The organism is Herbidospora sp. NBRC 101105 (assembly GCF_030269205.1).
Taxonomy (GTDB): domain Bacteria; phylum Actinomycetota; class Actinomycetes; order Streptosporangiales; family Streptosporangiaceae; genus Herbidospora; species Herbidospora solisilvae.
In genome coordinates this window covers 273,580-298,413 of sequence record NZ_BSSX01000010.1, presented here as the reverse complement: position 1 = coordinate 298,413, position 24,834 = coordinate 273,580, and the positions used below count along the sequence as shown (strand labels likewise).

Here is a 24,834-nt window from a genome sequence, read left to right as displayed (position 1 = left end):
GCTACGCGTCGCCCTCGCAGGCGGTCTCCTTCTCGGCCGTGCACAGGTCGGCACCCGGACCGCCGAAGACCTGGTCGAACGCGCCGTCGTCGCCCATCAGGACGTCGTCGCCCCCGTTGCCGTCCATGAGGTCGTTGCCGCCCTCGCCCGAGACGAGGTCGCGGGCCGAGCCGCCGTAGTAGAGGTCGCCGTCCGGCCCGAGGAAGGCCTGGGCCGGGAGGGCGGTGTTGTTCCGCACCGTGTCGGCCCCCGTGTTGGTGCGCACCAGCATCTTGGTGATGCCCGTGGCGGTGCACCGGACCGTGCGGGGGTCCACATTGGCGCAGGTGACGCTGCCCGCGAAGATGGCGTCGGTGAAGTTCCTGACGACGAGGAAACCGTCCTCGACGTTGATGGAGATGTCGTCGCCGCCGAATCCCGCGCTGACGAACAACTGCCCGCCGGACGCCACCACGTTGGTGGCGGCCATCGCGGGTGTGGCGCCGACGGCCGCGAGGGGGACGGCGAGCAGCGTTCCCATCGCCAGCGCGCGGAGACCGTTCTTGAGTGTCACGACTGTTCCCTTCCTGGTGAATGCGACGGTTGTCACGTCAGGAAGTACAGCGGCGTCGTCACCGGCGGAGTATGTCGAACTACCGAGTGTGCAAAGGCGGAGTTCACACGGGAAGTCACCCGACGGAGGTTGTGCCTCCGGCTGTGCCGACGCGGTTCGCGATGCGTCGGCCTTGAGTTCCCGCACCCAGGGGCGATCGTCCCGGCTCCGCCAAGTCGCGTGCGCCCCCGGAGAAGCCCGCCGGGGCGGCTTTCGCCTCCACCCCGGCGGGCGTTCTCACTGTTCCGCCGGCAGCGCCTCGCGCAGGGCCGCCACGGCCGCGGTCTCGGCCCGGTGGATCTCCGCCAGCCGCTCGCTCAACGCCGGGAAGAAGCCCGGGTCCGGAGGCGTCGCCTCCGCCTTCAGCGCCCACAGTTCGGCGGCCGCCGTCTCCGCGTCCGCCGCCCCGGCCGAGCCCTCGGCCACGGCGGCGCGGACGGTCGCGGTGAGTTCGCGCAGCCGCCGGTTGTCCGCCTCCGGCAGCGCCGTCTCGGCGAAGTCGTGCCACAGGCCGTGGATGCGCCGGAACTCGGCCGCGAGATCGCGCAGGGGCAGGCCGAGCAGGCCGGCCGCCTCGTCGAGGCCGTCGGCGAACAGGTCGCGGTGGTTGCCGCCGTCGGTGCCGACGGGTTCGACGGCCTCCCAGATCGACCGCATCGCGCCGGCCAGGCCGCGGCCGTCGGCGAACACCTTCGGCCAGCCCTTGGCCGCCGAGGCGTCGACGATGGTCCGGCTCCACTTGCGCCAGGCGGGCAGCGAGAACGACGTGGAGGTCCCGCCGAGGTGGTCGGCGCAGTCGCGCAGCCCGGCCAGCACCGCCTCCTCCAGCCGGGGCCGGGCGGGGGTGACGGCGTGCAGCAGGTTCCTGTACGACACCACCCGCCCCCGAGCCGCGTCGAGCCGGGCCCGGTCGACGCGCAGCGGCGCGAGGTTGCGGTCGTCGACCCAGACGCCGTCGCCGTCCTCGCGGTAGACGACGATCGGATGCCCGCCGTAGCCGTCGAGGACGGCGGGGGCGTGCCAGTAGCCGACGTGGTGGAGGTCGGGCAGCACCACGCACGCCCGGCCCGCCGCCAGTTCGGCCGACAACCGCGCCGACGCGCCCTTCGCCCCGCCCGTGGTGTGGACGTCGAACGGCACCCCGAGCCGGGTCAGCGTGGTGTCCATCCACTTCCGCGGGTACTGCCAGCGGTTGCGGAAGCCCAGCACGACCACGGCCGAGTCGTGGCGTTTGAACTCCCAGAGGATGTAGCCCGCGCCGAGCCCTCCCCCGGCGAGGTAGACGAGCGGCTCACTGACGGGGAACCCGCCGTTGCGCAGCACGTTGGCCACCGCCGCCGAGGCGGAGTGGCGGCCGCCGTGGAGGGTCCAGCCGTGGTCGGTCTGCGGGCCCGCCGCGCCCGCGACGTGCATGCGGGCGGTGGTGTAGCTCTCGCCGGTCTTGGCCATGCGCGCCCGGATGCGCGCCTTCAGCTGCTTCTTGCCGGTCATGACGGCTCCATCGCGGCACACGCGGACACCCGGTCCACGCCCGCGGTGTTCGCTTCGGCCGCTTCGGTCGTCGCCGTGCACGGTCCGCCGCGCTCCAGAGGCGATGAGGTCCCCTTTGCCTCCGCGTGCGGCGGGCCGCGTGGAGACCCGCTGAAGGAGGTTGGGCGGTGGAGCCCGCCACCGCCGAACCTACACCTTCGGGATGTCGATCGCGATCTCGTCGCCGAGCCGGTATCCCGTCGCCAGGTCGAGCCGGTCACCGCTCCAGAACCGTCCGGGGTCGTACCAGTTGGCCGCCTTGCGGCCGGTCAGCAGGCCCATCGCCTCGTACGTCACCGCCACCACCTCGGCGCAGTAGGCCGACTCCAGGGCCATGTCGCGCGAGCGCCGCGACGGCAGCCGCCCGCGTATCCAGCGCCCGGCCAGACGGGCGGTCGAGGGGAACGGGGTGCCGTCGAGGCGGGCGATGGTCTTGAGGACGGCGTCCTCCATCTCGCGGGTGACGTCGGGCTGGAGCTGGCGCAGCCAGCCGCGCTGGCCGTATCTGTTCGACCAGGTCACCACGGCGTCGCGCAGGTCGTGGAGCTGGACGCCGCGCTGGCGTGTGCCCGTCCACATGTCGACCAGGGACTTGCCGAGTTCGGCGTGCCACATCAGCGGGGGCAGGTCCTCGATCACGACGGACATGCCGACGTGGTTGACCGGGCTGTTGGTCGTCATCTGGATCGCCCGGTCGGGGACCGAACGGCCGCGGAACACCCAGACGTCACCGGTCCGGGTCTGGGTCAGCGCTTCGTCGAGGGAGATGCCGCTCATATCGGTAACCTAAGCACATGCGCTGGTGGAAAATCCTGGGCCTGGCCGCCTTCGCCGGAGTCGCGGCGAGCGGAGTCGTCGCGGTGCGCGCCGAGCGCCGCCGCCGGGCCTACACCCCCGAGGAGATCCGCGACCGGCTCCGCGAACGGACGGCCGAGATCTCCTCGTAGGGCGGTCTCCTACCCGCGCACCGATCGGGGCGGCACCGTGTTGCCGGTCAGCGCCGCGTCGTCGATCGAGACGGGGCGGTAGGGCAGGCGGGCCAGCCGTTCGCGCATGAACCCGACCGGGTCGGCCAGGGTGTCGGCGCGGGCGCTGACGAACGCCCATTCGTGCTCGTCGGAGCCGTAGTAGACGACCGAGGGGAACGCCTGGGTGAAGCGCGCCCAGGAGCGGCGCAGCGTGTCGTTGCGCCACAGGGTCATGCATCCGGCCTGGGTCGACACGACCCCGCCGGGGGCCAGCGCCTTGCGGCACATCTCCAGGAACGCGGCGCCGTAGAGGCGGTCGTGCTGGGCGTCGCCCTCGGCGCTCTCGTCGGGCAGGTCGACGACGATGACGTCGTAACCGGCGGCCGACTCCAGGAAGGCATAGCCGTCTTCGTAGTGCATCGTGATCGGACCGGCGCCGCGCTCGGCCGCGGCGAGCTCGGCGACGGTGTAGCCGTAGGGAAGGTGGTCGGCGCAGACGCGGACGGCCCGCCGGTCGATGTCGACGTGGTCGACGGCCTGGGCGCCCGCCTCGACGAGGATCTGGCAGGCCACGCCCTCGCTCGACCCGATCACCAGGCAGCGGTCGAGCCGGTCGGCGAGCAGGGCCGGGGGGATGACCAGGGCCTCGTGGTAGACGAGCTGGCTGAACTCGGTCGACTGGCGCTCACCGCCGCAGAACAGGCTCGCGCCCTGCTCCGTCACGGCGACCAGGATGTCTTGGAACGGGGTCGTCTCCTCGTGGAGCACGGCGTCGACCCGCCACAGCCGGCGTGTGCCGGGGGTCGTCGGCTCGTCGATCCACAGGTGACCGTCGTGTTCGATCAAAGGGTTGCCTCCACTCGCTGACCGCCTCTGCCGATGATCCTCGTCGTCACCCGGCCGGGTGTCAGCTCGGCGGCCAGCACGCTCATGGCCTTGCGGGGGTCGGCCCGCTCACCGCAGGTGAAGACGTCGACGAACGCGGCGTGGTGCTGGGGGTAGGTGTGGAGCGAGGCGTGCGACTCGGCCAGCAGGGTCAGCACGGTGACCCCCTGGGGGACGAACCGGTGGGAGACCACCTCCATGACGGTCGCCCCCGCTTCCTTCATTGCCCTGGGCAGCAGCGCGCGCAGCAGGGGCTCGTCGTCGAGGAGCGCAGGGTCGGCGTCCTCGAACTCGACGATGACGTGGATGCCGCTGAACCGGCCGATCTGCGCGGTCATCAGCCCGGCACGCAGAAGGTCGGCAGGGCGGGCAGGCCGTTGACCGCCGCGCAGGAGTAGCTGGAGGTGTACGCCCCCGCGTCCATGATCTCGATGGGGTCGCCGGGGGCCAGCGAGAGCGGCATGGCGTAGTCGGTGTGCTTGTAGAGCACGTCGTCGCCGTCGCTGGTCGGCCCGGCCAGCACGACCGGCCCGTCGGGGCCGAACCCGGCGGGGGCGTGGATGCGGTAGGCGATGGTGTCGTTCTCGGTCTCGACCAGGCCGTTGTAGCGGCCGACGTCAAGGAACACCCAGCGGCGCGGGTCGGCGGGCACGCCGCCGCGGACCGCCACGACCTCGGCGCGGATCATGCCAGACGGGCCGACGAGGGATCGGCCCGGCTCGATGACCAGTCGCGGACGGTCGCGGGGTTCGAAGTGGCGGGCGAGCGACAGGTCGACCGCGCGGGCGAACTCCTCGGAGGAGGCCGCCGGCTCGCGGTAGGAGATCGGGAACCCCCCGCCGATGTCGATGGCCGGCAGCCGCACGCCCTCGGGTTCGAGCATCTGGGCGATCTTGGCGGCGGCGGCGATGCCGGCGTCCCAGGCGGCGAGGTTGCGCTGCTGCGAGCCGACGTGGAACGTGACACCCTGTGGCCGCAGCCCGCGGTCGGCGGCCTCGGCGAGCATCTCGGGCGCCGCCTCCTCGGGGCAGCCGAACTTGGCCCCGAACGGCATCGCGGCGGCCGGCGGGGTCACCTGGATGCGGCAGAACACCTTGGAGCCGGGCGCCTCGACGATGATGTTGCGCAGGTCGCCGGGGTTGTCGAAGGCGAAGGTGCGCACTCCGCGCTCGTAGGCGGCGGCCACGTCGGAGCGCTTCTTCACCGGGTTGCTGAACGACAACCGGGACGCGGGCACCCCGCGCGCCAGGCAGAGCTCGATCTCGGCGAGGCTGGCGACGTCGAAGCCGGCCCCTAACCGGGCGAGCGTGGTGATGACGCCGGGTGCGGCGTTGGCCTTGACCGCGTAGAGGATCTCGGCGCCGATGAACGCGAGGCTCATGGTGCGGTAGGTCGACTCAAGGGTCGGCAGATCGATGAGCAGGCAGGGACTGGGCGTCTCATGACGGTCGGCGAAGGCGCGCAGCCGCACTGCGGCCCCCTCCATCGCGCCCTCGACCCGTCGCGTGAGAGTCAGGTCTGGCACGGCTCCCCCTTACTTTCCGTGGTATATCGCCCACCGAAAGTAGTCACACGAGAACCCTGATGACCATAACCTGAAGGTGACACGGACCTTACTTAGCGAATTGGTAGAGCCCCGAGGTTTTAACTCTGTGACGGGAAGGGCAGAAGAGGAGATTCCCGTCCGCCCATATGCGGATATTTCACCACTCATCGACTAGAGGTCCAGGACGACGTCCTCCCGCACCGGCACCGAGCAGCAGATGAGCGCGTCGCCCACCGCCGGCGGCTCCAGCGGCTCGGTCCGATAGCGGACGGCCCCCGCCAGCAGCCCGGTCACGCAGGTGTGGCATACCCCGGTCCGGCACGACCACCGCACCGGCACGTCGCACGCCTCGGCGAGTTCGAGCAGACTGCCGTACTCCTCGCCCCACCGGACGGTCAGCCCGCTGCGCGCGAAGGTGACCTCCGGCCCGGTCCCCTGGGACGCCGGCGGATGCGGCCGGACGTGCCGCGCGCCCACCACACCGGGGTTGACAGCGGCCAGCGTGCCGAACAGTTCGGTGTGCACCCGGCCGGCCGGGAGCCCCACGCCGGCCAGCGCGTCGGCCATGGCGGTCATGAAGCCGGCCGGACCGCATATATAGGCGTCGGTGTCGGGCGTGATGCCGAGTCCGGCCAGGCCTGAGGCGGTCGGGCGGCCGGTCTCGGCGTGCGGCGGCAGCGGTTCGCCCGGCTCGGGGGCGGTGAAGAACACCTTCTGCCGGGCCCCGGGGATGCGGTCGAGCAGCGTGCGCACCTCGTCGGCGAACACCTGCGTCCTGACAGAACGTGTCACGTGCAGCCACCGGACACCCCGTTCGGCGCCCGTCTCGGCCAGCGCGTGGAGCATCGCCAGCACGGGGGTGATGCCGATCCCGGCCGAGATCAGGGCGACCGGCGAGGAGGCGTCGGCCATCGTGAAGTCGCCCCGGGGCGCGGCGACCTCCAGGGCGTCACCCTCCGTGACCCGGGAGTGCAGGTATCCACTGACCTCGCCGCCGGGTTCGTGCTTGACGGTGATTCGATAGCCGGACGATCCAAGCGACAGCGAGTAGCTGCGCACCGAGCCGTCGGGCACCCGTACCGTCAGGTACTGGCCCGGCAGGGCCACCGGCAGCGCCGAACCGTCACCGGGCGCGAGATAGAAGGAGACGGTGTCCTCGCTCTCCCGCCGCACCCGCGTGACGGCGAGCGGCCGGAACCCCGGCCAGGCCGGCCGGGCGACGGGGCTGTCGGCGAGCAGGTCGCGGAAGGAGCCCTGCCAGCCGGGGCTCAGCGCCGGGTTGTCCAGCGCCGCCCGCAGCCGGGCGGGGTCGCGCGGCCCGGGAAGGTAGAGCAGCGCGTCGGCCTCGGTGACCGAGACCTCCCCCGAGCCGACCGACAGCCGCTCGATGTCGTCCCCGGCCGTCACGTCGCCCTCGGTGATCACCCTCAGGTAGAAGCCGGGCCGCCGGTGCCCGACGAGCAGCGAGGCCATCTCGGGCACGCCCATCCGCAGGCCCACCCGGAAACAGGTGACGCGGGGCTGGGTGACCTCGAAGACGGCGGTGCCGATCCGGTAGCGGTCGCCGATGCAGACCTCGTCGTCGGGCAGCCCGTCGACGGTGAAGTTCTCGCCGAACTGGCCGTAGGCGAAGTCGTCGCGGCCGAGGTGACGGCGCCAGTGGGCGTAGGAGTCGATCTGGTAGACCAGCACGGCGCGCTGCTCCCCGCCGTGTCCCTGGAGATCGCCCTGCCCGTCGCCGTCGACGTTGAGCCGCCGCACCCGCCGGGGCCCCTCGACGCTGGTCTTCCAGATGCCCGTGTGGACGGTGCGGCCCTCCCACGGCACGTCCTTGGGCAGGCCCACGTTGACCGACAGCAGTTTTCCGACAATTCCCCCCATACCGGAAACCTACCCGGCTCAGCGCTCGCGGCCCCGGGGCTTGAGCCGGAGAGAGGGCAGCTCAGGGGCGCGGAGCGGATCGCCGTCGTAGCCGGGCACCGGGCCGAGGGCGCCCTCGCCCCACGACCGCCGGAACTCGACGATCTCGTCGTGCGAGCGGCCGACGAAGTTCCACCACATGACGATCCGCTCCTCGAACGGCTCGCCGCCGAGCAGCAGCAGCCGGGCCTCGCCCGTGAGATCCACCGAGGAGCGGCCCGCGCCCAGGTAGAGCAGCGGTCCCGGTTCCAGCGCCGTCCCGGCGACCCGCGCCGTCCCCGACAACACCAGGGCGGCGTACTCCCAGGCGGGCTTCAGCGGCAGCCGCGCGGGCGCGGACACCACGATCTCGGCTCCCACGATGGGCGTGTGCGCGGTGGCGGGCGAGGTCAGCCCGGCCAGTTCGCCCAGCAGCACGGTCACCGAGCAGCCCGGCTCGGTCAGCTCGGGCAGGTCGGGGTGGTGCTCGAAGGCGGGGGCGGTGTGCCGGGCGCTCTCGGGCAGCGCGACCCAGAGCTGCGCGCCGTGCAGCCGCCCGTATTCGGACTCCTCGGAGTGGGCGATGCCGCGCCCGGCGGTCATCAGGTTGAGCTGCCCCGGCTTGATCACCTGCTCGCTGCCGAGCGTGTCACGGTGCAGCACCTCGCCCTCGACGAGCCAGCTCACCGTCTGCAACCCCGTGTGGGGATGGGGCGGCACCGTCATCGCGGCCGGTTCGGGCCCGTAGGCGTCGGCGAAGCACCACGCCCCGACCATCCGCCGCCCGGCGGTGGGCAGCGTGCGGGTGACCTTCATCCCGCGGGTCCCGCCCAGCACGACGTCGCGGCCGGGCAGCAGCTCCGGTTCGCCCGCGCCCTCGCCGCCGCAGACGGCCTCCCGGGGGTCGCTTTCGAGGTTGCTCATGTACCGGAATCTACGCGGACACCCGTACAGGAGACGACGAAGGCCCCGCTCGCGGACGAGCGGGGCCCTCACGGCGAGGCGGTTCAGCCGGCGTGGGCGCCGTTCACCGTCAGGACCCGCTCGGCCTGCGGGATGGCGGGGAACTGGCCGGTGTCGACGATGCCGTGCTCCAGGTAGGCGGCCTCGATCAGCGCGTGGGCCTTGGCCTCCAGCTTCCAGAGCGAGCGGAACTCCTTGCACATGTCGATCGGCACGCCGGTCTCGCGGGCGATGTCGGCCGCGCGGGGCACGAAGCGCTCCTCGATGGCCTGGTCCCAGTAGGCGCGGGCGGCCTTGATCCACGACGAGCGCTGCATGATGTCGACCGGGGCGGCGACGGGCTGGCGCTGCTCGTCCTCCTCGTCTGCCGGGGCCATCAGGGCGCGCATGGCGGCGGTCTGCTGCGGGGGCTCGGGCTCCCACGGGACCGGCGGGTGGAGGTCGAGCAGGGCGCTGGTGTTGAACAACGCGCCGATCTGCGAGAGCAGCGCCTCCTGGCGTTCGGCGTCGTTGGCGAGGCCGGTGTGCTCGACCGCCTGGTCCATGGCGCGGTCGAGGCGGGCCAGCGCGGCGCGCATGCGGCGCTCGGAGGCGCCGGTCTCGCGCAGGTGGCGGGCGCGCTTGGCGGCCAGGGCGACCCGGGTGAGACGGCGGTGGGCGTCGACGTCGCTGGCGGTGCGGTCGCTCGACTCGGCCAGGCCCAGGCGGACCATCGCGCGCTCGGGGGTGAGCCGCCAGTGGATGCGGCTGCGGCCGGTGAGGCGGACCCGCTCGATGGCCATGCCGCGCTCCCAGAGCCAGGCGGCGACCAGCGGGGCGGCCAGGCGGAAGATCGCCTCGGCGACGCTGGCGGCGTCCATGGCCGACAACACGGCCGACAGGCCGGTGAGCACCCAGACGGCCAGGCCGTCGATGCCCGCGGCGTAGTTCTCCCGCATGTTGCGGCGGGCCCGGACGGCCGAGGTGATGACCGCGACCTCGATGAACGCGAAGAGCAGCAGCCGCAGGGGACCGTCGAATCCGAGGACGTCTCCGGCGAACTGCCACATGCCCTGGGCCGACACACCGGTCGCGATGCTCGCCGCGACGATGGTCAGGATGTCTTCGGTCGGCCGGGGGGCGACGTACTTGGCGAAGACACGGCCGGCTCCGCGCCAGACGGCGCGCAGGACATAGAGCAGGATGACGAGCGCCACCAGGGCGAAGACGGCGATGATCGCCGCGCCGACCGGGTTCGCGGAGACCCAGGCGGAGACCTCTTCGAATTCAGGCATACGAACCATCAATCTCGACGTCCGACGGTATAACGACGCGATCATTCCAGAATGTCGCGTGCCACGCGCGCGAAACCCCTGTGACTGCGGGGAAATCGGTGATTCCAGCCTCCTGTCGCGGGGAGCCTCACCGGGTACCGAACCGGCCCGAATCGTTGTTAGATGGCCCTCGGCGGAGGAGGACACGAATGGACGTCGCCGACCTCGTCAAAGGGGCCGCCGGTGGAGACGAGACCGCGTGGAACGCTCTCGTGGCCCGGTTCACCGGACTGCTGTGGGCGGTGACGGCCGGGTTCGGGCTGGGCGACGACGACCGGCGCGACGTCGTCCAGGAGGCCTGGTTACGCCTGGCCGAGCGGCTCGACCGGATCGAGCAGCCCGACAAGGTCGGCGGCTGGCTGGCCACGACCGCCCGGCGCGAGGCCCTGCGGATGGCGAAGGCGGCGGGCCGGGTGACGCCGTCCGGAGACGGCTTCCTCGCCGACGTCCGGTCCCCCGACCGCACCCCGGAGCAGGTGCTCCTCGACGCCGAGCAGGCGGCGCTCGACGCCGCGCGGGCGGCCCGGCTGCTGGCGGCGTTCGAGCAGCTCGGGCAGCGCTGCCGCGACCTGCTGCGCATCCTGTCGGCGACGCCGCCGCCGAGCTACCTGGAGATCGCGGCCACCCTCGACATGCCGGTCGGCAGCATCGGGCCGACCCGCGCCCGCTGCCTGAAGTCGCTGCGCACGAAACTCGGCGGCCCCGAGTAGGTATCAGGACCGGCCGGTCACCCTCCTACCTTCCGTGACAATCGTGTCTGAGCTGAGGGCCGCCTTCGTCGGACGTGACCGCGAACGCGCCGCCCTCCACGCGTGCGCCGGCCGGGCCCGTTCGGGCCGCCCGGCGCTGGTCCTGGTCGACGGCCCGCCGGGGGTGGGCAAGACCGCGCTGGTCCGCAGTGCGCTGGAGGGCTTCCGGGTGCTCGCCGCGAGCGGCGATCCCCTCGAAAGCTCCTTCGATTACGGCTTCGCCCAGCAGTGGCTCCACGACGGCGTCTCCGGCGACCCCGTCGACGTCGGCGCCCGCCTGCTGGGCGTGCTGACCGGCTCGGAGGAGCCGGTGGCCCTGGTGGCCGACGACGCGCAGTGGGCCGATGCCCCCTCGGTGCGGGCGCTGGCGTTCGCGCTGCGCCGCCTGCACGCCGGGAACGTGCTGGTCGTCGTGGTCACCCGGGACGAGCCGCCCGACGGGCTGCGGCGGCTGCTGAGCGAGGCGACCCGGTTGTCGCTGACCGGGCTGAGCGTGGCCGAGCTGGGGGAACTCGCCGCGCACCTGTGCCCGGTGCCCCTGGGTGCGGCGGCGCTGGACCGGCTGCGGGCGCACACGGGAGGCTCCCCGCTGCACGCCGAGGCGCTGCTCCGGCAGACCCCGCCCGGCGTGCTGGCCGACCCCATGGCGCGGCTGCCCGCGCCCCGGGGGCATGCGATGGACGTACAGGACCGGCTCGGACGGCTCGACGAGCGGACCCGCGCGCTGGTCCGGGCGGCCGGCGTGCTCGGCGAGGAGTGCCCGCTCTGGCAGGCCGAACGGCTGGCGGGCGTGCCCGGCGCGATCCTGCTGCTCGACGGGGCGGTGGCGGCCGGGCTGCTGGTCCACCGGGCCGGCGGGGAACTCATGGTGGGCTTCCCCGATCCGCTGACCAGGGCGGCGGTCTACGAGGGGCTGCGGCCGGGCGAGCGGGCGCGGCTGCACCGGGACGCGGCCGTGATCTGTCCCGATCCGGTCGACCAGGTGCGCCACCGGATCGGCGCCGTCTCCCGGGCCGACGACGCGTTCGCGCGGGAGGTGGCCGCCTTCGCACGGGAGCAGGGGGCGTCCGGGAACTGGGAGGTGGCGGCCGACCACCTGGAGCGCGCCGCCCGGCTGACCGCCTCGCCGCGTGAGCGCGGGGTGCTGCGGGCGGAGGCGGTGCACGCCCTGCTGCTGGCCGGGCGGCCCGGCCGCGCCGCCGAGCTGGCGCGCGAGCCCAACGCCCATCCGGGCGCGCGGGCGTTCGCGGCGGGGCTCGTGGCGGAGGCGAGTGGGGACCGGGGGCGGGCGCGGGGCCTGCTCGAACGCGCCTGGCTCGACCGCGAACCGGCCTTCGAGGGCGCGGCCGCGACGGCGCTGGCCCGGTTGTGCCTGTCCGACGGCCTGCTGCCCGAAGGACATCGGTGGGCGTTCCGGGCGTCGGGGGCGGGAGCCGGCTTCGTGCACATGGTCTCCCGGTTCGCCGCCGGACGGGCGGCCGACGTCCTGGACCTGCGGCTGCCCGACCCGGCGGTGGCCGCGCCCGGGGAACTCGACCTGCTGACCGGCCGGGCGGCGGTGCGGCTCTGGACGGGCGACGCGGCCGGGGCCCTGGCCGACCTGAGGGGTGTTCCCGGCGAGGTGGCCGAGACGCTGCGCTGTCTGGCCGAGGTGCGTTCGGGGGCCTGGGACGACGCGCTCTCCCGCCGGCCCGGGACCTGGACCGCGCCCTACACCGTCGCGGCGCAGGCCATGGTGCACGCCGCGCGGGGCGAGGTCGCGACCGCGCGGACGCTGCTCTCGCACGGGTGGGGCGCCGTGAGCGGGCTGGCCCGGACGTTCCTCGACGCGGCGGCGGCGTTCGCCGACCAGGTCGAGGCCGGCGATCCCGATCCCGTGATCGCGCCCGGCGCCGGGTTCGCCGCGTGCGCGGGGATGTTGCCGATCGCGCCGGGCGGGCGAAGGGAGGCAGCGCTCTCCCCCGATCCGTTCGAGCGGGCGCGGGCCGAGTTCGCCCTCGGCTCGTTGCTGCGCAGGTCGGGGCGGCGCACGGACGCGGCGGTCCGGCTGCGGGCCGCCTGCGACGGGTTCCGGGCGCTGGGCGCCACGCCGTTCCTGGAACGGTCCATGAGGGAGCTGGCCGCGTGCGGGCGGTCGAACGACGCGCTGACGGCCCAGGAGAGCACGGTCGCCGGGCTGGTGGTGGCGGGGCTGACCAACAAGGAGATCGCCCGGCGGCTGACGCTCAGCGTGAAGACGGTCGAATATCACCTGTCGAACGTGTTCGCGAAGCTGGGGGTGTCCTCCCGGACCGCTCTGGTGGCGCTGCTGGTGCGGGGTCAGCCCCGGCGGGCGTAGAAGCGGCCGTCGTGGCGGTCGATGCGCAGGGGGCGGCCGAAGCACTCCGACAGGTGCTCGCCGGTCAGCGTCTCCTCGACCGGACCGCCGGCCAGCACCCGGGCGTCGCGCATCAGCAGCGCGTGGGTGGTGGTCGCGGGGACCTCCTCCAGGTGGTGGGTGACCAGCACGGTCGACAGGCGGGGGCGGGCGGCGAGCTCCTCCAGGGCCTCGATCAGGTCTTCGCGGGCGGGCAGGTCGAGGCCGGCGAAGGGCTCGTCGAGGAGCAGGATCTCGGGGTCGGCCATGAGGGCGCGGGCCACCCGGACGCGGGCCCGCTCGCCCTGGGAGCAGACGGCGAAGAGCCGGTCGGCCAGGTCCTTGCAGCCCAGGTCGGCCAGCAGGGACTCGGCCTTGGCGTGCTCGGCGGGACCGTACTGCTCCCAGAGGGGGGCGCTGGTGCCGGTGTGGCCGGTCAGCACGACCGTCTTGGCGGTCGCGCCCTCCTCCTCCAGCAGGGACTCGTCGACGAGCCGCTGGCTGGCCGCCACCAGGCCGATGTGGCGGCGCAGCTCCCGCAGGTCGACCTTGCCGAGCTGTTTCCCGAGCACGCGGGCGATGCCGGAGGTGGGGTGGCGGACGGTCGCGGCGACCGACAACATCGTGGTCTTCCCGGCCCCGTTGGGACCGAGCACCACCCAGTGCTCGCCCTTCCGGACGGTGAGGTCCACGTCGGAGACCAGCGCGCGGCCGACCGCGCGGACGCTCACCCCGTGGAGTTCAAGCGCGAGATCGTTCATCCGCACAGCATGTCAGGGTGTTTCAGGACACCCGGAACCGGCCTCCCACCCGATCGAGGTCGGCGGGGTGGTCGGCGATGTGGATGCGGTCGCCGTGCTTCACCCCGGCGGGGACCGCCGAGTCGAGGTAGGTGTTGATCCCCTTCACCAGGAAGTCGTCGAGCTCGCCGTCGACCAGGCGCAGCAGCGCCGCGCCGCCCTTGGCGGTGATCAGCTCGATCGGCCGCCCGTCGAGTTCGAGGCAGACGGCGCCCTCGTGGTCGCTCTGGGTCAGCACGGTCAGGTAGGCGACGTCGCGGTCGGGGTGGACGCGCAGGTAGGCGTCGGCGTGGCCGTGCGTGACCCGGACCCGCGACTCCACGGCGGCGGGGGCCGAGGGGAGGGCGTCGGCGAGGACCGTACAGGGACGGAGGTCCTCGTCGAGGGACGGCGCCGGGCCGTCGACGACGACCGAGCCGCCCGCGGCGATGTGCGCGGCCAGCAGCGCCTGCACGTGGCGGTGCATGAACGGGCCGCCCGGCACGGTCACGTTCCCGTGCACGGCGAGGTCGTCGACGGTGGCGCCCTGGAGCTCGACCAGCGCGTAGTCGACCCCCTCGGCGCGGCAGCGCTCGTGGTAGGCGCGCAGCGACCGGCCCAGTTGCGGGGCGTCGGAGCCCTCGGGAGAGAAGGCGGCGATCCCGGCGTAGGGCAGGTAGAGGCCGTAGGCGCCGGCCCGCTCGGGGCGCGACTCCAGGAACTCGGCGCCGTGCAGCGTCAGGAAGTCGGACATCGACTTCAGCGTGTGGGCCTTCGGGGTGGGCTCGCCGTTCTCGTCGATGGGGGCGCAGTCGGGGTAGGGCGACTCGTGCACGTCGTCGAGGTCGTCGGTCCAGCCCGAGGTGTTGACGCCGGTGTAGACGTTGAACCCGGTCGCGCCGGCCGCCAGGGCGAGCAGCGTCTGGTGGTAGGAGGTCGTGCCGTCGGCGTAGGCGGGGTCGTAGAGCTTGGAGAAGCCCCAGTTCTCCTCCAGGTTCGGGCCCGGGGCGCGCTTGGCGGCCGTCACGTAGCGGGCGTGGGAGTCGCGGTTGGCCGAGACGACGCCCATCCAGTTGGTGAAGCCGTAGTTGATGCCGTCCCAGATCTCGGGGCGGACGCGGGCCAGCCAGTCGTCGAACGAATGGTGGTGCTCGGCCGGCGGGTTGAGGTTGACCACGACCGGGACGCGCGCGGCGACGGCGGCGCTCCAGCGGTGGTAGACCTCGGCCATGTACTCGGCGTGGAAGCGTCCCCAGTCGGCGTAGGACTGCAGCTCCTCCGATCGCGCAGGCCCGGTCCACTCCCTCGGGGGCTCGATGTCGGACCAGTCGCCGATCGCGGTGCCGTGGAGGCGGTCGTACTCCTCGACGGTGCCGTACCAGTCCTTCAGCCGGTCGCGGTAGAAGGCCAGCGCCGAGGCGCTGTAGTCATAGGCGCTCAGCGGGAGCGCGCCGCTGGTGTAGATGCCCTCGTTGGCGATCTGCATCAGGATGATCGGCCCGTTCGGCCAGGTCGCCGGCTCGATGACCTCCTTGCCGGTGGCGTTGAGCCACTGGGTGACCATGCCGTCGAACAGCGGCGCGAGCGGCGCGGGCAGCGGGTCGCCGAGCCAGTTCGAGGCCTCGCCGGCGGAGTCGAGCACGGCCTCGATCGCCGGGTTGTGCTTCGGGCACACCCAGTCGGGCAGACCGCCGTAGTTGGTCTCGGCGTGGATGAACGGGCCGGGTTTGGCCACCACCTGGATCCCGAGCTCATGGCAGAGCGCCAGGAATCCCACCACGTCACGGTTCCCCTGGCTCTCCCCCGAGAAGTCAGGCGGCCCGTCCGGGGTCGGCTGGTGGTGCCGCCACGGGAGGTAACACGTGATCACGCGGATGCCCAGCTCGTCGCGGATGGCGATGAGCCGGTCACGCCACACCGAGGGGTCGTCCCGGTAGTAGGGATAGTCGGCCGTCACGAGCACCTGCGGCTCGCCGTCGATGACGGTAACACCGTCGCGGACCTCGATGGCCACGCTCACTCCTTCGCTGGTACACCGTATTGCTCTAATACATAGTCTATATCTTGAAAAAAGTCACCCATGGATCATTGGTAACGCTCCGACCACGTCGGATGACTTATTTTTGGCTCTGATCTAACATGGGCGCAGACGTGGGGGAAGGAAGATCATGGTGAGGCCCGAGCGACGCACCGTCCGCGATCTCCGAAGGGGGAACCGGGCGGTCCTGTTGCGCGCCCTCTATTTCGCGGGCCCGACGAGCCGCCACGAGCTGACCGCCCTGACCGGCCTCAGCGCGGCCACCGTCAGCAACGTGACCGGCGACCTGCTCGCCGACGACATCATCGTCGAGGCCGGGCTGGTCGACAGCGACGGCGGACGCCCGCGGGTGCTGCTGCGGGTCAACCCGACCTACGGCTTCGCGATCGGCGTCGACGTGGGCGAGACCCACGTGCGCGTCGAGCTGTTCGACCTCGACATGAACGAACTGGCCAAGAGCGAGTTCGCGCTGCGCCCCGGCGCCCACGACGTCGACGTCGTCGTGCGCCACGTGTTGTCGGGGATCGACGCCGTCGTGGCCGACAGCGGGGTGCCGCCGTCGAAGGTCCTCGGCGTGGGCGTCGGCGTGCCCGGCATCGTCGAACGCGGCCCCGAGGCGATGATCCACGCGCAGACCTTCGGCTGGCACTCAGTCCCGCTCGGCACCCTCCTGCGCGCCGGCACCCCCTTCCCGCTGCACATCGACAACGGCGCCAAGACGATGGGCCAGGCCGAGATGTGGTTCGGCGCCGGCCGGGGCTCCCGCCACGCGGTGATCGCGCTGATCGGGTCGGGTGTGGGCGCCAGCATCATCGCCGACGGCATGACCTACCGGGGCGCCAACAGCTCCGCGGGCGAGTGGGGCCACACCAAGATCGCCATCGGCGGCCGGTCCTGCCGGTGCGGCGGGCGCGGGTGCCTGGAGGCCTACATCGGCGCCGAGGCCGTGCTGGAACGTGCCGGAATCGACGTCGACACCTCGACCGAGCAGGCGGCCTTCGCCGAACTGGTGACCTCGGGCTCCCCCGTGGTCGAGGAGACGGTCGAATACCTCGGGGCCGGCCTGGCCAACCTGATCAACCTGTTCAACCCCGAGCGCATCGTCGTCGGCGGATGGGCCGGCCTGCTGCTCGGCCAGCACCTGCTGACCACGATCAAGCAGAAGGCCGCCGAGAACTGCCTCACCCAGCCCTATTCGACCGCCTCGATCGTGCTCGGCCGGCTCGGCCCCGACGCCGTCGCCCTGGGCGCGGCCACCCTGGTGGTCGACGAATTCCTCCTCAGCACCACCTCGTCGTCAGTGTCGCGGGAGCCCGCCGTAAGCTAGTTCGGCGCGCTGACCTTACGGATTTCCGTCGCGTGAGGGAGCGCATACCGCAGAATGGCGTCAAACCCCCCACTGGCCGAGGAGATCACTTTGGGCACTTCACGCGACATCCTGGACCTCGCCCTCAGCGCCCGCGAACTGGCCGACAACCAGCCCGCCGGCACCCTGGAGCACGCGGCCGCCACCTCGGTGGCGATCACCTGCGCGACCACGCGAGACGAGGACCAGGCCCGATCGGTGCTGGAGGGGGTGTCGCCGGAGGAGGTCAGGGCCGCGGCCCTGGAACTCTTCGAACGGCTCGCCCAGCAGTAAAGAGGCCCCGGCTCCGGCCTGTGGGGGCGCCGGAGCTTCAGGTCGTGCACGCCCTGAGCGCGGCCTGCCCGACGACCTGCCTCAGGTGACCGGGCCCGGCCATCGTCGCTTCCCGGTTCACTCGGCCGCGTCGGCGGCCTGCCCGAGGAACTGCCTCAGGTGACCCGGCCCGGCCATCATCGGCCGAGCGCCCGAACCGGCCGCTCTCCCCGGTTCCCTCGGCCCCGTCGGCGGCCTGCCCGACGAACGGACCCGACCGCTCTCCCCGGTTCACTCCGCCGCGTCGGCGGGCTCCCCCGCCACCACCTCCAAGACCGACTCGCCGTATTTGGCCAGTTTGTTCTCGCCGATGCCGCTGATCGTGCCGAGTTCGGCGAGGGTCGACGGCAGGCGGGTGGCGATCTCCTTCAGGGTCGCGTCGTGGAAGACGACGTAGGCCGGCACACCCTGTTCCTTCGCGGTGGCGGCGCGCCAGGCGCGCAGGCGTTCGAACAGCGGCCTGGCCTCGGAGGACAGGTCGGCCGCCTGGGGCGCGGACTTGGCCACGGAGACCCGGGACGCCTTGCGCTCGGGGTCCTTGCGCATCTCGATCGTCCGCTGACCGCGCAGGACGTCGGCGCTGGCGTCGGTGAGGATCAGCGTCGGGTAATCGCCGCCCTCGACGTCGAGGATGCCCAGGGCCAGCAGCTGGCGGATGACCGCGCGCCATTCGGGCTCGCGCAGGTCGGTGCCCACCCCGTAGACGCTCAGCGTGTGGTGGCCGTATTGCCGGATCTTCTCGTTGTCGCGGCCGAGCAGGATGTCGGTGATGTGGGCGGCGCCGAACTTCTGGCGGCGTTCGCGGTGCAGGCGCAGGATCGTCGACAGGACCTTCTGAGCGGCGACCGTGCCGTCCCAGGACTCGGGCGGGGTCAGGCAGGTGTCGCAGTTGCCGCACGGCCCGGACTTCTGCCCGAAGTAGTCGAGCAGGCCGACGCGGCGGCAGCCGACCGACTCGCACAGGGCCAGCATCGCGTCGAGGTGGCGGGACAACCGCCGCCGGTGGGCGTCGTCGCCCTCGGAGGTGTCGATCATGCGGCGCTGCTGGACGACGTCCTGCAGCCCGTAGGCCATCCAGGCGGTGGACGGCAGGCCGTCGCGCCCGGCGCGGCCGGTCTCCTGGTAGTAGCCCTCGATCGACTTCGGCAGGTCGAGGTGGGCGACGAACCGGACGTCGGGTTTGTCGATCCCCATCCCGAACGCGATCGTCGCCACCATCACCAGCCCCTCCTCCCGGAGGAACCGCGCCTGGTGGGCCGCCCGGGTGCGGGCGTCGAGACCGGCGTGGTAGGGCAGCGCCGGGATGCCGTTCTGGGCGAGGAAGGCGGCCACCTGCTCCACCGAGTTGCGCGACAGGCAGTAGACGATGCCGGCGTCGCCCTTGTGCTCGTTGCGCAGCAGATCGAGCAGCTGCTTCTTCGGCTCGTTCTTCGGCACGACCCGGTATTGGATGTTGGGCCGGTCGAAGCTGGCGACGAAGTGGCGGGCGTCGTCGAGCTTGAGCCGGGCGGCGATCTCGGTGTGGGTGGCCGGGGTCGCCGTGGCGGTGAGGGCCACCCGGGGCACGTCGGGCCACCGCTCGTGGAGGGCCGAGAGGGCCAGGTAGTCGGGCCGGAAGTCGTGCCCCCACTGGGAGACGCAGTGGGCCTCGTCGATCGCGAACAACGAGATCTTCGCCCGGTCGAGCAGGTTCATCGTCTGCTCCGACCGCAGCCGCTCGGGCGCGAGGTAGAGCAGGTCGAGCTCACCGGCGACGAACAGGGCCTCGATGGCCTGCCGCTCCCCCATGTCCTGCGTCGAGTTGAGGAACCCGGCCCGGACGCCGAGCGCGGTCAGCGCGTCGACCTGGTCCTGCATCAGCGCGATCAGCGGCGAGACGACCACGCCGACACCCGGCCGCACGAGGGCGGGAATCTGGTAGCAGAGCGACTTCCCGCCCCCGGTCGGCATCAGGACCAGCGCGTCGCCGCCCGCGACGACGTGGTCGATGATCTCCTGCTGCCCCTCACGGAAGGTGTCGTAGCCGAACACCCGGCTCAGCACGTCGTGAGGATCGGTGAACCGGGTCTCCTCGGCCCAGGGGGCCATCTCGAGCCGCGGTTCGTCTTCGTCGTCCCAGTCGGGGGCCTCGGCGTCGGGCCAGGGGACGAGCTCGTCGGGGGAAGCCACCCGCACACCCTAACGAGCCCGGACGACAATCCCGTCCCTCAATCGCGAGCCGCCCGCACCGTGTCCGCATACGACACGATCGCCCGTAGTTCCTCCGCGCTCCACGGCAGGCGGGCGCTGATCTCCTCGCTGTTCTCGTCCCACATTCTCCGGGTGGCGGCCTCGGTGCCCGTGCCGGCCGTGTGGAATGCGGCGCCGAGGGCGTCCCATTTCGCCACCACGTCGCGGGCCTGGTCCGAATCGGGGGCGACGTCGTTTCGTACACAGGCGAGCAGGGATTCGACCAGTGTCCGGAAATCCTTTTTGGCCGATTCGACGGCTTCGGGGCCGAGGGCCTCGCGGCGGGCGGCCAGGGAGTCCTGTTGTTCGGGGGTGAGATAGGCGTCGAACACGGCCATCAGCTCCAGCGCTTTCAGGTAGTCGTCGGGGTGGTCGTGGTCGAGCAGGCGGGTCAGCTGCGCTTTCAGGGCGTCCAGTTCGGCGGCGCGTTTCGACAGAAAAGCCAGTTGCGCATACAGAAGTGTTTCCATGGCCTCCGGAGCCTCCAGCGACGCGGCGATTTCCTCCAAGGACATGCCGAATGTCCGCAATGACCGGATGCGATAGAGTCGCCGCAGATCTTCCGGGCCGTAACGGCGGTGCCCGTTGGGGGTTCGTTCCGTCGGGCGCAGGAGACCTATCTCGTCGTAGTGACGCAGCGCGCGTACGGTCGTTCTGGTCGCCTGCGCGAGCTGGCCGATCGTCCACATGCGGCAACCGTACGACCTGCCGTAACGTCCGATTCAAGGGGAGATTCCCATGTTGGTGGCACGACTCCACGGGGCGGCCGATCTGCGGATCCACGAAGAGGCCGATCCGGTGCCGCAGGCCGGGGAGACCGTCGTCCGGGTGACCTCGGTCGGGGTGTGCGGGTCGGACCTGCACTGGTTCGGCGAGGGCGGCATCGGCGACGCCCAGCTGACGCAGCCGCTCGTGGTCGGCCACGAGTTCGCGGGGGTGACGCTCGACGGGCGGCGGGTGGCCGTCGATCCCGCCGTGCCCTGCGAGGCGTGCCCCTCCTGCCTGCGCGGCTACCGGAACCTGTGCCCCAATGTGCGGTTCGCCGGGCACGGGCGGACCGACGGCGCCCTGCGGGAGTACCTGGCCTGGCCGAGCGCCCACCTCCACCCGCTGCCCGACTCGGTGTCCGACCTCGAAGGCGCGCTGCTGGAGCCGCTGGGCGTCGCCATCCACGCGTTCGACCTGGGGCATCTCCCCCTCGGCGGGACCGCGGGCGTGGTCGGGTGCGGGCCCATCGGGCTGATGCTGATCCAGTTGCTGCAGATCGCCGGGGCCTCCATGGTCGCCGCGGTGGAGCCGCTGCCCCACCGGGCCGCGAAGGCGCGGGAGCTGGGGGCCGACACCGACCCGCACGGCGACCTCGACGTGGTGTTCGAGGTGGCCGGCACCGACCAGGCCGTCGACACCGCCTTCGAGATGGCGCGGCCGGGCGGGCGGGTCGTGCTGGCCGGGATCCCCGACGAGGACCGCACGGTCTTCCGGGCCTCGACCGCGCGGCGCAAGGGGCTGACGATCGCGATGGCGCGGCGGATGAACGACGTCTATCCGCGGGCGATCAAGCTCGTCGCCCAGGGCAGGGTCGACCTGGTCTCGCTGGTGTCGGGCCGGTTCGCGTTGCAGGACGCGGCCAAGGCGTTCGGCGAAGCGCAGTCACGGCAGGGTCTCAAAATCGTTATCGAGCCCTAAATCACGATTTGGGCCATACCTAAATCTGGCTACGGTCGGATCGTTAGCGCCTTGAACTAACCCCTGAAATTCATGGTCCGTTCCACCCGGTCCGATCGCCCACGTCAGTTTCGATTGTCAACCCGCAAAAGTCAGACAGAAGCGCGCACCAGACGCCGGAAGGCACTCGAAAGCACCCCTAAAAAGGTTATCAACGTGCCGACTTTTGCCTTGCAGCCGTCAAAAGTCCCGCTTAACATCCGGCAATATGGAGGACACAAACCAGAAACCGGCTGAGTCCGCGCAGGTCATCCTGCGTATGACTGGCATCGGCAAGAGTTTTCTGGGGATCCGCGTCCTGCGCGGAATCGATCTGTCGGCGAATGCCGGAGAGGTGCACGCCGTCGTCGGCGAGAACGGCGCCGGCAAATCCACCTTGATGAAGATCCTCGCCGGGGTGCACCAGCCCGACGAGGGCACCGTCGAGATCGGCGGCACGACGCGGTCGTTCGCGCATCCCGTGGAGGCGCAGCGCGCCGGGGTCGCGATCATCTACCAGGAGTTCAACCTGCTGCCCGAGCGCAGCGTGGCCGACAACGTCTTCCTGGGCCGCGAGCCGACCCGGCGCGGGCTGGTCGACCGGGCCGCGATGGAGGAGGCGACGGCCCGGCTGCTCGACGAACTCGACGAGCACGGGTTCGGCCCGCGCGACCTGGTCAAGGACCTGTCGGTGGCGCAGCAGCAGGTCGTCGAGATCGTCAAGGCCCTGAGCGTGGACGCCCGGATCGTCGTGATGGACGAGCCCACCGCCGCCCTGGCCGAGCACGAGGTCGAGCTCCTCTACCGGCTGATCCGGCGCCTGCAGGGACGCGGGATCGCCGTCCTCTACATCTCCCACCGGCTCCGCGAGGTGTTCGACCTGGCCGACCGGGTGACCGTGCTCAAGGACGGCGCGCACGTCGCGACCGTGCCGGCCGCCGACGTCACCACGGCCGAGCTGGTGAAGATGATGGTCGGGCGGGAGCTCGACGCCTACTTCCCGCCCCGCGCCGACGCCTCGGCCGTCGGGGAGGTCCGGCTGACGCTGGCCCAGGCCGGGAACGCCAAGCTCGACGGCATCGACCTCGAACTGCGCGCCGGGGAGATCGTCGGCGTCGCCGGCCTCCAGGGGTCGGGCCGGTCGTCGCTGGCCAAGGCCATCTTCGGGGCCGAGCCGTTCACCCGCGGCGAGATGACGCCGGTGCGGCCGACCAGCGTCCGCGAGGGCGTGGCCGCCGGGATCGGCCTGGTCACCGAGGACCGCAAGGCCGAGGGCCTGGCGCTCAACCAGCCGGTCCGCGACAACGCCCTCCTGGTGGCCCGCGCGATCGGCCACCGCTCCCGCACCGCCGTCTCCGACCTGCTGCGACGCGTGCAGCTCTCACCACCCCGCGAGGAGACCGAGGTGAAGTACCTGTCCGGGGGCAACCAGCAGAAGGTCGTGCTGGCCAAGTGGCTGACCGTCGCCCCCAAGGTCCTGCTGTTCGACGAGCCCACCCGGGGGGTCGACGTGGGCGCCAAGGCGGCGATCCACGACCTCATGCGGGAGATCGCCGGCGCCGGGACCGCGATTCTCATGATCTCCTCCGAGTTACCCGAGCTCATCGGCATGAGCGACCGCATCGTCGTGCTCCGCGACGGCCGCGTGGCCGGTCACCTGCCGGCCGGGGCGACCGAGGAGGCCGTCATGGCGCTGGCCGCGGCCGACGAGGCCGCCGCATGACCGGTCGTGTGGTCGCCCTGGTCGCCAACCCCACCCGGGCCGTGTACGCCGCCCTCATCGCCACCCTCGCCATCGGCTGGGCCCTGGTCGCCTTCGACGGCGGCACCTTCACCCTCAACGACCTCGTCGGCATCCAGCAGCGGTCGGCCGCCCTCGGCATCGTCGCGGTCGGCCAGACGCTGGCCATCCTGGCCGGGTCGCTGGACCTGTCGGTGGCGTACCTGATCAGCCTGGTCTCGCTCGTCGCGGCCGAGACGATGGCCGGGCAGTCGTCCAACATCCTGACCGCCGTGGTCGTCGCGCTCGGGGTGAGCGCGCTGGTCGGGCTGGTCAACGGCGTCGTCATCACCAAGCTGAAGGTGCACGCCTTCATCGCCACCCTCGGGGTCGCCCTCGTGATCCGGGGTGTGCTCGACCACCTCTACGACGGGCCCGCCGGGCGGGTGCCGGTCGAGTTCCAGCAGCTCGGATACTCCCGCGTCGGCCCTGTTCCGGTCGCGGCGATCCTGTGGGCGGCGGTCGCGGTCGGCGTCTGGTTCCTGCTGCGGCGCACCCGGTTCGGCAACCGCGTCTACGCCGTCGGCGGCGACGTCGAGGTCGCGCGGCTCTCCGGCGTGCGCACCGACCGCGTGGTGATCGCGGCGCACGTGTTGTGCTCCCTGTGCGCGGGCGTGGCCGGGCTGCTGCTGGCCAGCCGTCTCGGCGCCGGGGCGCCCACGGTCGGCACCGACGGCGGCTACGACCTGGAGTCGATCGCCGCGGTGGTGCTCGGCGGCACCGCGCTGGCCGGCGGACGGGGCGGGGTCGCCGGGACCGTCGGCGGGGTGCTCCTGCTGGCGGTGCTCGACAGCGTCTTCAACCAGCTCGAAGTCAACTCGTTCTTCAAGGACGTCGTGCGCGGCGTCGTCATCGTCGTCGCGGTCGCCGTCTACGCCCGCCGGACCGGCAGGAGGGCGTCGTGAAACGGGCCATCCCCATCTTCGTCGTGCTGGCCGGGCTGCTGGTGGCCATCGCCGCCGCCAACCCCTTCTTCCTCGAACCGGCCGGGTTCCTGGCGTTCCTCAAGCGGGTCGCGCCCCTGGCCATCCTGGCCGCCGGGCAGTACTTCGTGATCGTCTCCGGCGAGTTCGACCTGTCGGTCGGGTCGCTGGTCACCGTCGAGGTGGTGGTCGCGGCGCGGCTGATCGACGGCGACGAGGCGATGACCTGGCCGGTGCTGGCCCTGCTCGTCGTGATCGGGCTGCTGGTCGGCCTGGTCAACGGGCTGGTGACCACCAGGCTGCGGGTGCCCTCCTTCATCACCACGCTGGGCGCGATGCTCATCCTCTCGGGCGCGGTCTTCCTGTGGACGGGCGGCGCCCCGCGCGGCGCGCTCTCGCAGGGGTTCCGGGTGTTCGGCCGCGAGGGCGTGTGGGCGGTCGCGATCCTGGCCGTCGTCGTGGTCGCGGCCGTGCTGCTGATGCGGGCCGACTTCGGGCGCACCCTCGTCGCGGCCGGGGACAACGAGAAGGCCGCGCGGCTCAGCGGCGTCCGGGTCGACCGGGTGCGGGTGTTCGCGTTCATGCTGTCCGGACTGTCGGCCGCCGTCGCCGGGATCCTGCTCGGCGGGTTCGCCGGGGTGTCGGCGCAGGTCGGCCAGAGCCTCGAGTTCCAGGCGATCACCGCCGTCGTGCTCGGCGGGGTCGTGCTCGGCGGCGGGCGCGGTCACGTGGTCGCCGCCATCGCGGGGGCGTTCACCCTCGAAGCCCTTTTCACCCTGCTCAACCTGCACGGCATCTCCGGCGCGCTGGAGTACGCCGTACAGGGAGTGATCATCATTGCCGCCGTGGCGGTCGGGGGCCTGCGGCTCCCGGCCCTGCGGTTGACACCTTCGAAAGTGTAA

Annotated in this window: 22 protein-coding genes; 9 read left to right on the top strand and 13 right to left on the bottom strand. The window is 72.1% G+C overall.

Annotation, left to right across the window (positions count from 1 at the left end; translation table 11 throughout):
• Nucleotide 1 precedes the first annotated feature (1 nt).
• The 3 genes from QSK34_RS35880 to QSK34_RS35870 form a co-directional block, all read right to left on the bottom strand.
• Nucleotides 2–553, bottom strand: a complete 552-nt coding sequence (locus QSK34_RS35880; RefSeq protein WP_285591023.1) for a hypothetical protein — start codon at nt 551–553, stop codon at nt 2–4.
• Nucleotides 554–829: 276 nt separating this feature from the next.
• Nucleotides 830–2,083, bottom strand: a complete 1,254-nt coding sequence (locus QSK34_RS35875) for a BtrH N-terminal domain-containing protein (protein WP_285591021.1) — start codon at nt 2,081–2,083, stop codon at nt 830–832.
• A 189-nt stretch (nt 2,084–2,272) separates the two neighbouring features.
• Entirely contained in the window at nt 2,273–2,899 is a 627-nt protein-coding gene (locus QSK34_RS35870; protein WP_161483905.1) for a hypothetical protein, read from the bottom strand.
• A gap of 17 nt (nt 2,900–2,916) precedes the next feature.
• Here QSK34_RS35870 and QSK34_RS35865 point away from each other — a divergent pair, with 17 nt between their 5' ends.
• A complete protein-coding gene (locus QSK34_RS35865; RefSeq protein WP_169807662.1) occupies nt 2,917–3,069 on the top strand; it encodes a hypothetical protein in 153 nt (50 codons plus the stop codon).
• 9 nt (nt 3,070–3,078) lie between these two features.
• Here the strand turns inward: QSK34_RS35865 and QSK34_RS35860 are convergent, their stop codons facing one another.
• The 6 genes from QSK34_RS35860 to QSK34_RS35835 form a co-directional block, all read right to left on the bottom strand.
• Complete coding sequence (locus QSK34_RS35860; protein ID WP_285591014.1) at nt 3,079–3,936, bottom strand: spermine/spermidine synthase domain-containing protein; 858 nt, start codon at nt 3,934–3,936, stop codon at nt 3,079–3,081.
• Nucleotides 3,933–4,313, bottom strand: a complete 381-nt coding sequence (gene speD / locus QSK34_RS35855) for an adenosylmethionine decarboxylase (protein ID WP_285591012.1) — start codon at nt 4,311–4,313, stop codon at nt 3,933–3,935. Before speD ends, QSK34_RS35860 begins: the two co-directional genes overlap by 4 nt.
• Nucleotides 4,313–5,500, bottom strand: coding sequence for a type III PLP-dependent enzyme (locus QSK34_RS35850; RefSeq protein ID WP_202610904.1), 1,188 nt, complete (start codon nt 5,498–5,500; stop codon nt 4,313–4,315). The genes speD and QSK34_RS35850 overlap by 1 nt, the downstream gene beginning before the upstream one ends.
• 192 nt (nt 5,501–5,692) lie before the next feature.
• On the bottom strand, nt 5,693–7,402 hold the full coding sequence (locus tag QSK34_RS35845; RefSeq protein WP_285591010.1) for an MOSC and FAD-binding oxidoreductase domain-containing protein: 1,710 nt from the start codon (nt 7,400–7,402) through the stop codon (nt 5,693–5,695).
• 18 nt (nt 7,403–7,420) lie between these two features.
• Nucleotides 7,421–8,344: a pirin family protein gene (locus QSK34_RS35840; protein ID WP_285591008.1), complete on the bottom strand. Its 924-nt coding sequence runs from the start codon at nt 8,342–8,344 to the stop codon at nt 7,421–7,423.
• A gap of 83 nt (nt 8,345–8,427) precedes the next feature.
• Complete coding sequence (locus QSK34_RS35835) at nt 8,428–9,657, bottom strand: hypothetical protein (protein ID WP_285591006.1); 1,230 nt, start codon at nt 9,655–9,657, stop codon at nt 8,428–8,430.
• Between the two features lie 188 nt (nt 9,658–9,845).
• On the opposite strand from QSK34_RS35835, the gene QSK34_RS35830 reads away from it, so the two are divergent.
• Both QSK34_RS35830 and QSK34_RS35825 read left to right on the top strand, forming a co-directional pair.
• Entirely contained in the window at nt 9,846–10,406 is a 561-nt protein-coding gene (locus tag QSK34_RS35830; RefSeq protein WP_285591004.1) for an RNA polymerase sigma factor, read from the top strand.
• A 43-nt stretch (nt 10,407–10,449) separates the two neighbouring features.
• Complete coding sequence (locus QSK34_RS35825; RefSeq protein ID WP_285591002.1) at nt 10,450–12,783, top strand: LuxR C-terminal-related transcriptional regulator; 2,334 nt, start codon at nt 10,450–10,452, stop codon at nt 12,781–12,783.
• Here QSK34_RS35825 and QSK34_RS35820 read toward each other — a convergent pair.
• Together QSK34_RS35820 and QSK34_RS35815 are read right to left on the bottom strand one after the other, a co-directional pair.
• The gene (locus QSK34_RS35820) at nt 12,765–13,562 is read right to left on the bottom strand and encodes an ABC transporter ATP-binding protein (RefSeq protein WP_285591000.1); all 798 of its coding nucleotides are present in this window, start codon (nt 13,560–13,562) and stop codon (nt 12,765–12,767) included. The genes QSK34_RS35825 and QSK34_RS35820 overlap by 19 nt on opposite strands.
• Nucleotides 13,563–13,584: 22 nt before the next feature.
• Nucleotides 13,585–15,594: a beta-galactosidase gene (locus tag QSK34_RS35815; protein ID WP_285590998.1), complete on the bottom strand. Its 2,010-nt coding sequence runs from the start codon at nt 15,592–15,594 to the stop codon at nt 13,585–13,587.
• 154 nt (nt 15,595–15,748) lie between these two features.
• Here QSK34_RS35815 and QSK34_RS35810 point away from each other — a divergent pair, with 154 nt between their 5' ends.
• Together QSK34_RS35810 and QSK34_RS35805 are read left to right on the top strand one after the other, a co-directional pair.
• Entirely contained in the window at nt 15,749–16,945 is a 1,197-nt protein-coding gene (locus QSK34_RS35810) for an ROK family protein (RefSeq protein ID WP_285590996.1), read from the top strand.
• A 90-nt stretch (nt 16,946–17,035) separates the two neighbouring features.
• Entirely contained in the window at nt 17,036–17,257 is a 222-nt protein-coding gene (locus tag QSK34_RS35805; protein WP_030456848.1) for a hypothetical protein, read from the top strand.
• Nucleotides 17,258–17,527: 270 nt separating this feature from the next.
• On the opposite strand, the gene recQ is transcribed toward QSK34_RS35805, so the two are convergent.
• Nucleotides 17,528–19,465 (bottom strand): DNA helicase RecQ, encoded by a 1,938-nt coding sequence (gene recQ, locus QSK34_RS35800; protein ID WP_285590994.1) that lies wholly within the window; start codon nt 19,463–19,465, stop codon nt 17,528–17,530.
• A gap of 38 nt (nt 19,466–19,503) precedes the next feature.
• The gene (locus QSK34_RS35795) at nt 19,504–20,214 is read right to left on the bottom strand and encodes a MerR family transcriptional regulator (RefSeq protein ID WP_285590992.1); all 711 of its coding nucleotides are present in this window, start codon (nt 20,212–20,214) and stop codon (nt 19,504–19,506) included.
• Between the two features lie 49 nt (nt 20,215–20,263).
• On the opposite strand from QSK34_RS35795, the gene QSK34_RS35790 reads away from it, so the two are divergent.
• The 4 genes from QSK34_RS35790 (at nt 20,264) to QSK34_RS35775 (ending at nt 24,834) form a co-directional block, all read left to right on the top strand.
• Nucleotides 20,264–21,211 carry a zinc-dependent alcohol dehydrogenase gene (locus QSK34_RS35790; protein ID WP_285590990.1) on the top strand — a complete coding sequence of 316 codons (948 nt, stop codon included), beginning with the start codon at nt 20,264–20,266 and terminating at the stop codon, nt 21,209–21,211.
• A gap of 298 nt (nt 21,212–21,509) precedes the next feature.
• Nucleotides 21,510–22,952: a sugar ABC transporter ATP-binding protein gene (locus QSK34_RS35785; protein ID WP_285590988.1), complete on the top strand. Its 1,443-nt coding sequence runs from the start codon at nt 21,510–21,512 to the stop codon at nt 22,950–22,952.
• Entirely contained in the window at nt 22,949–23,914 is a 966-nt protein-coding gene (locus QSK34_RS35780) for an ABC transporter permease (RefSeq protein WP_030456843.1), read from the top strand. Before QSK34_RS35785 ends, QSK34_RS35780 begins: the two co-directional genes overlap by 4 nt.
• Nucleotides 23,911–24,834 (top strand): ABC transporter permease, encoded by a 924-nt coding sequence (locus tag QSK34_RS35775; protein WP_161483890.1) that lies wholly within the window; start codon nt 23,911–23,913, stop codon nt 24,832–24,834. The genes QSK34_RS35780 and QSK34_RS35775 overlap by 4 nt, the downstream gene beginning before the upstream one ends.

Excerpts from the sequence above, each read along its gene's own strand:
- QSK34_RS35875 (WP_285591021.1), bottom strand. The coding sequence starts at position 2,083 with ATGACCGGCAAGAAGCAGCTGAAGGCGCGCATCCGGGCGCGCATGGCC.
- QSK34_RS35870 (WP_161483905.1), bottom strand. The coding sequence starts at position 2,899 with ATGAGCGGCATCTCCCTCGACGAAGCGCTGACCCAGACCCGGACCGGT.
- QSK34_RS35865 (WP_169807662.1), top strand. The coding sequence starts at position 2,917 with ATGCGCTGGTGGAAAATCCTGGGCCTGGCCGCCTTCGCCGGAGTCGCG.
- speD (WP_285591012.1), bottom strand. The coding sequence starts at position 4,313 with ATGACCGCGCAGATCGGCCGGTTCAGCGGCATCCACGTCATCGTCGAG.
- QSK34_RS35845 (WP_285591010.1), bottom strand. The coding sequence starts at position 7,402 with ATGGGGGGAATTGTCGGAAAACTGCTGTCGGTCAACGTGGGCCTGCCC.
- QSK34_RS35840 (WP_285591008.1), bottom strand. The coding sequence starts at position 8,344 with ATGAGCAACCTCGAAAGCGACCCCCGGGAGGCCGTCTGCGGCGGCGAG.
- QSK34_RS35835 (WP_285591006.1), bottom strand. The coding sequence starts at position 9,657 with ATGCCTGAATTCGAAGAGGTCTCCGCCTGGGTCTCCGCGAACCCGGTC.
- QSK34_RS35830 (WP_285591004.1), top strand. The coding sequence starts at position 9,846 with ATGGACGTCGCCGACCTCGTCAAAGGGGCCGCCGGTGGAGACGAGACC.
- QSK34_RS35820 (WP_285591000.1), bottom strand. The coding sequence starts at position 13,562 with ATGAACGATCTCGCGCTTGAACTCCACGGGGTGAGCGTCCGCGCGGTC.
- QSK34_RS35810 (WP_285590996.1), top strand. The coding sequence starts at position 15,749 with ATGGTGAGGCCCGAGCGACGCACCGTCCGCGATCTCCGAAGGGGGAAC.
- QSK34_RS35795 (WP_285590992.1), bottom strand. The coding sequence starts at position 20,214 with ATGTGGACGATCGGCCAGCTCGCGCAGGCGACCAGAACGACCGTACGC.
- QSK34_RS35790 (WP_285590990.1), top strand. The coding sequence starts at position 20,264 with ATGTTGGTGGCACGACTCCACGGGGCGGCCGATCTGCGGATCCACGAA.
- QSK34_RS35785 (WP_285590988.1), top strand. The coding sequence starts at position 21,510 with ATGACTGGCATCGGCAAGAGTTTTCTGGGGATCCGCGTCCTGCGCGGA.
- QSK34_RS35780 (WP_030456843.1), top strand. The coding sequence starts at position 22,949 with ATGACCGGTCGTGTGGTCGCCCTGGTCGCCAACCCCACCCGGGCCGTG.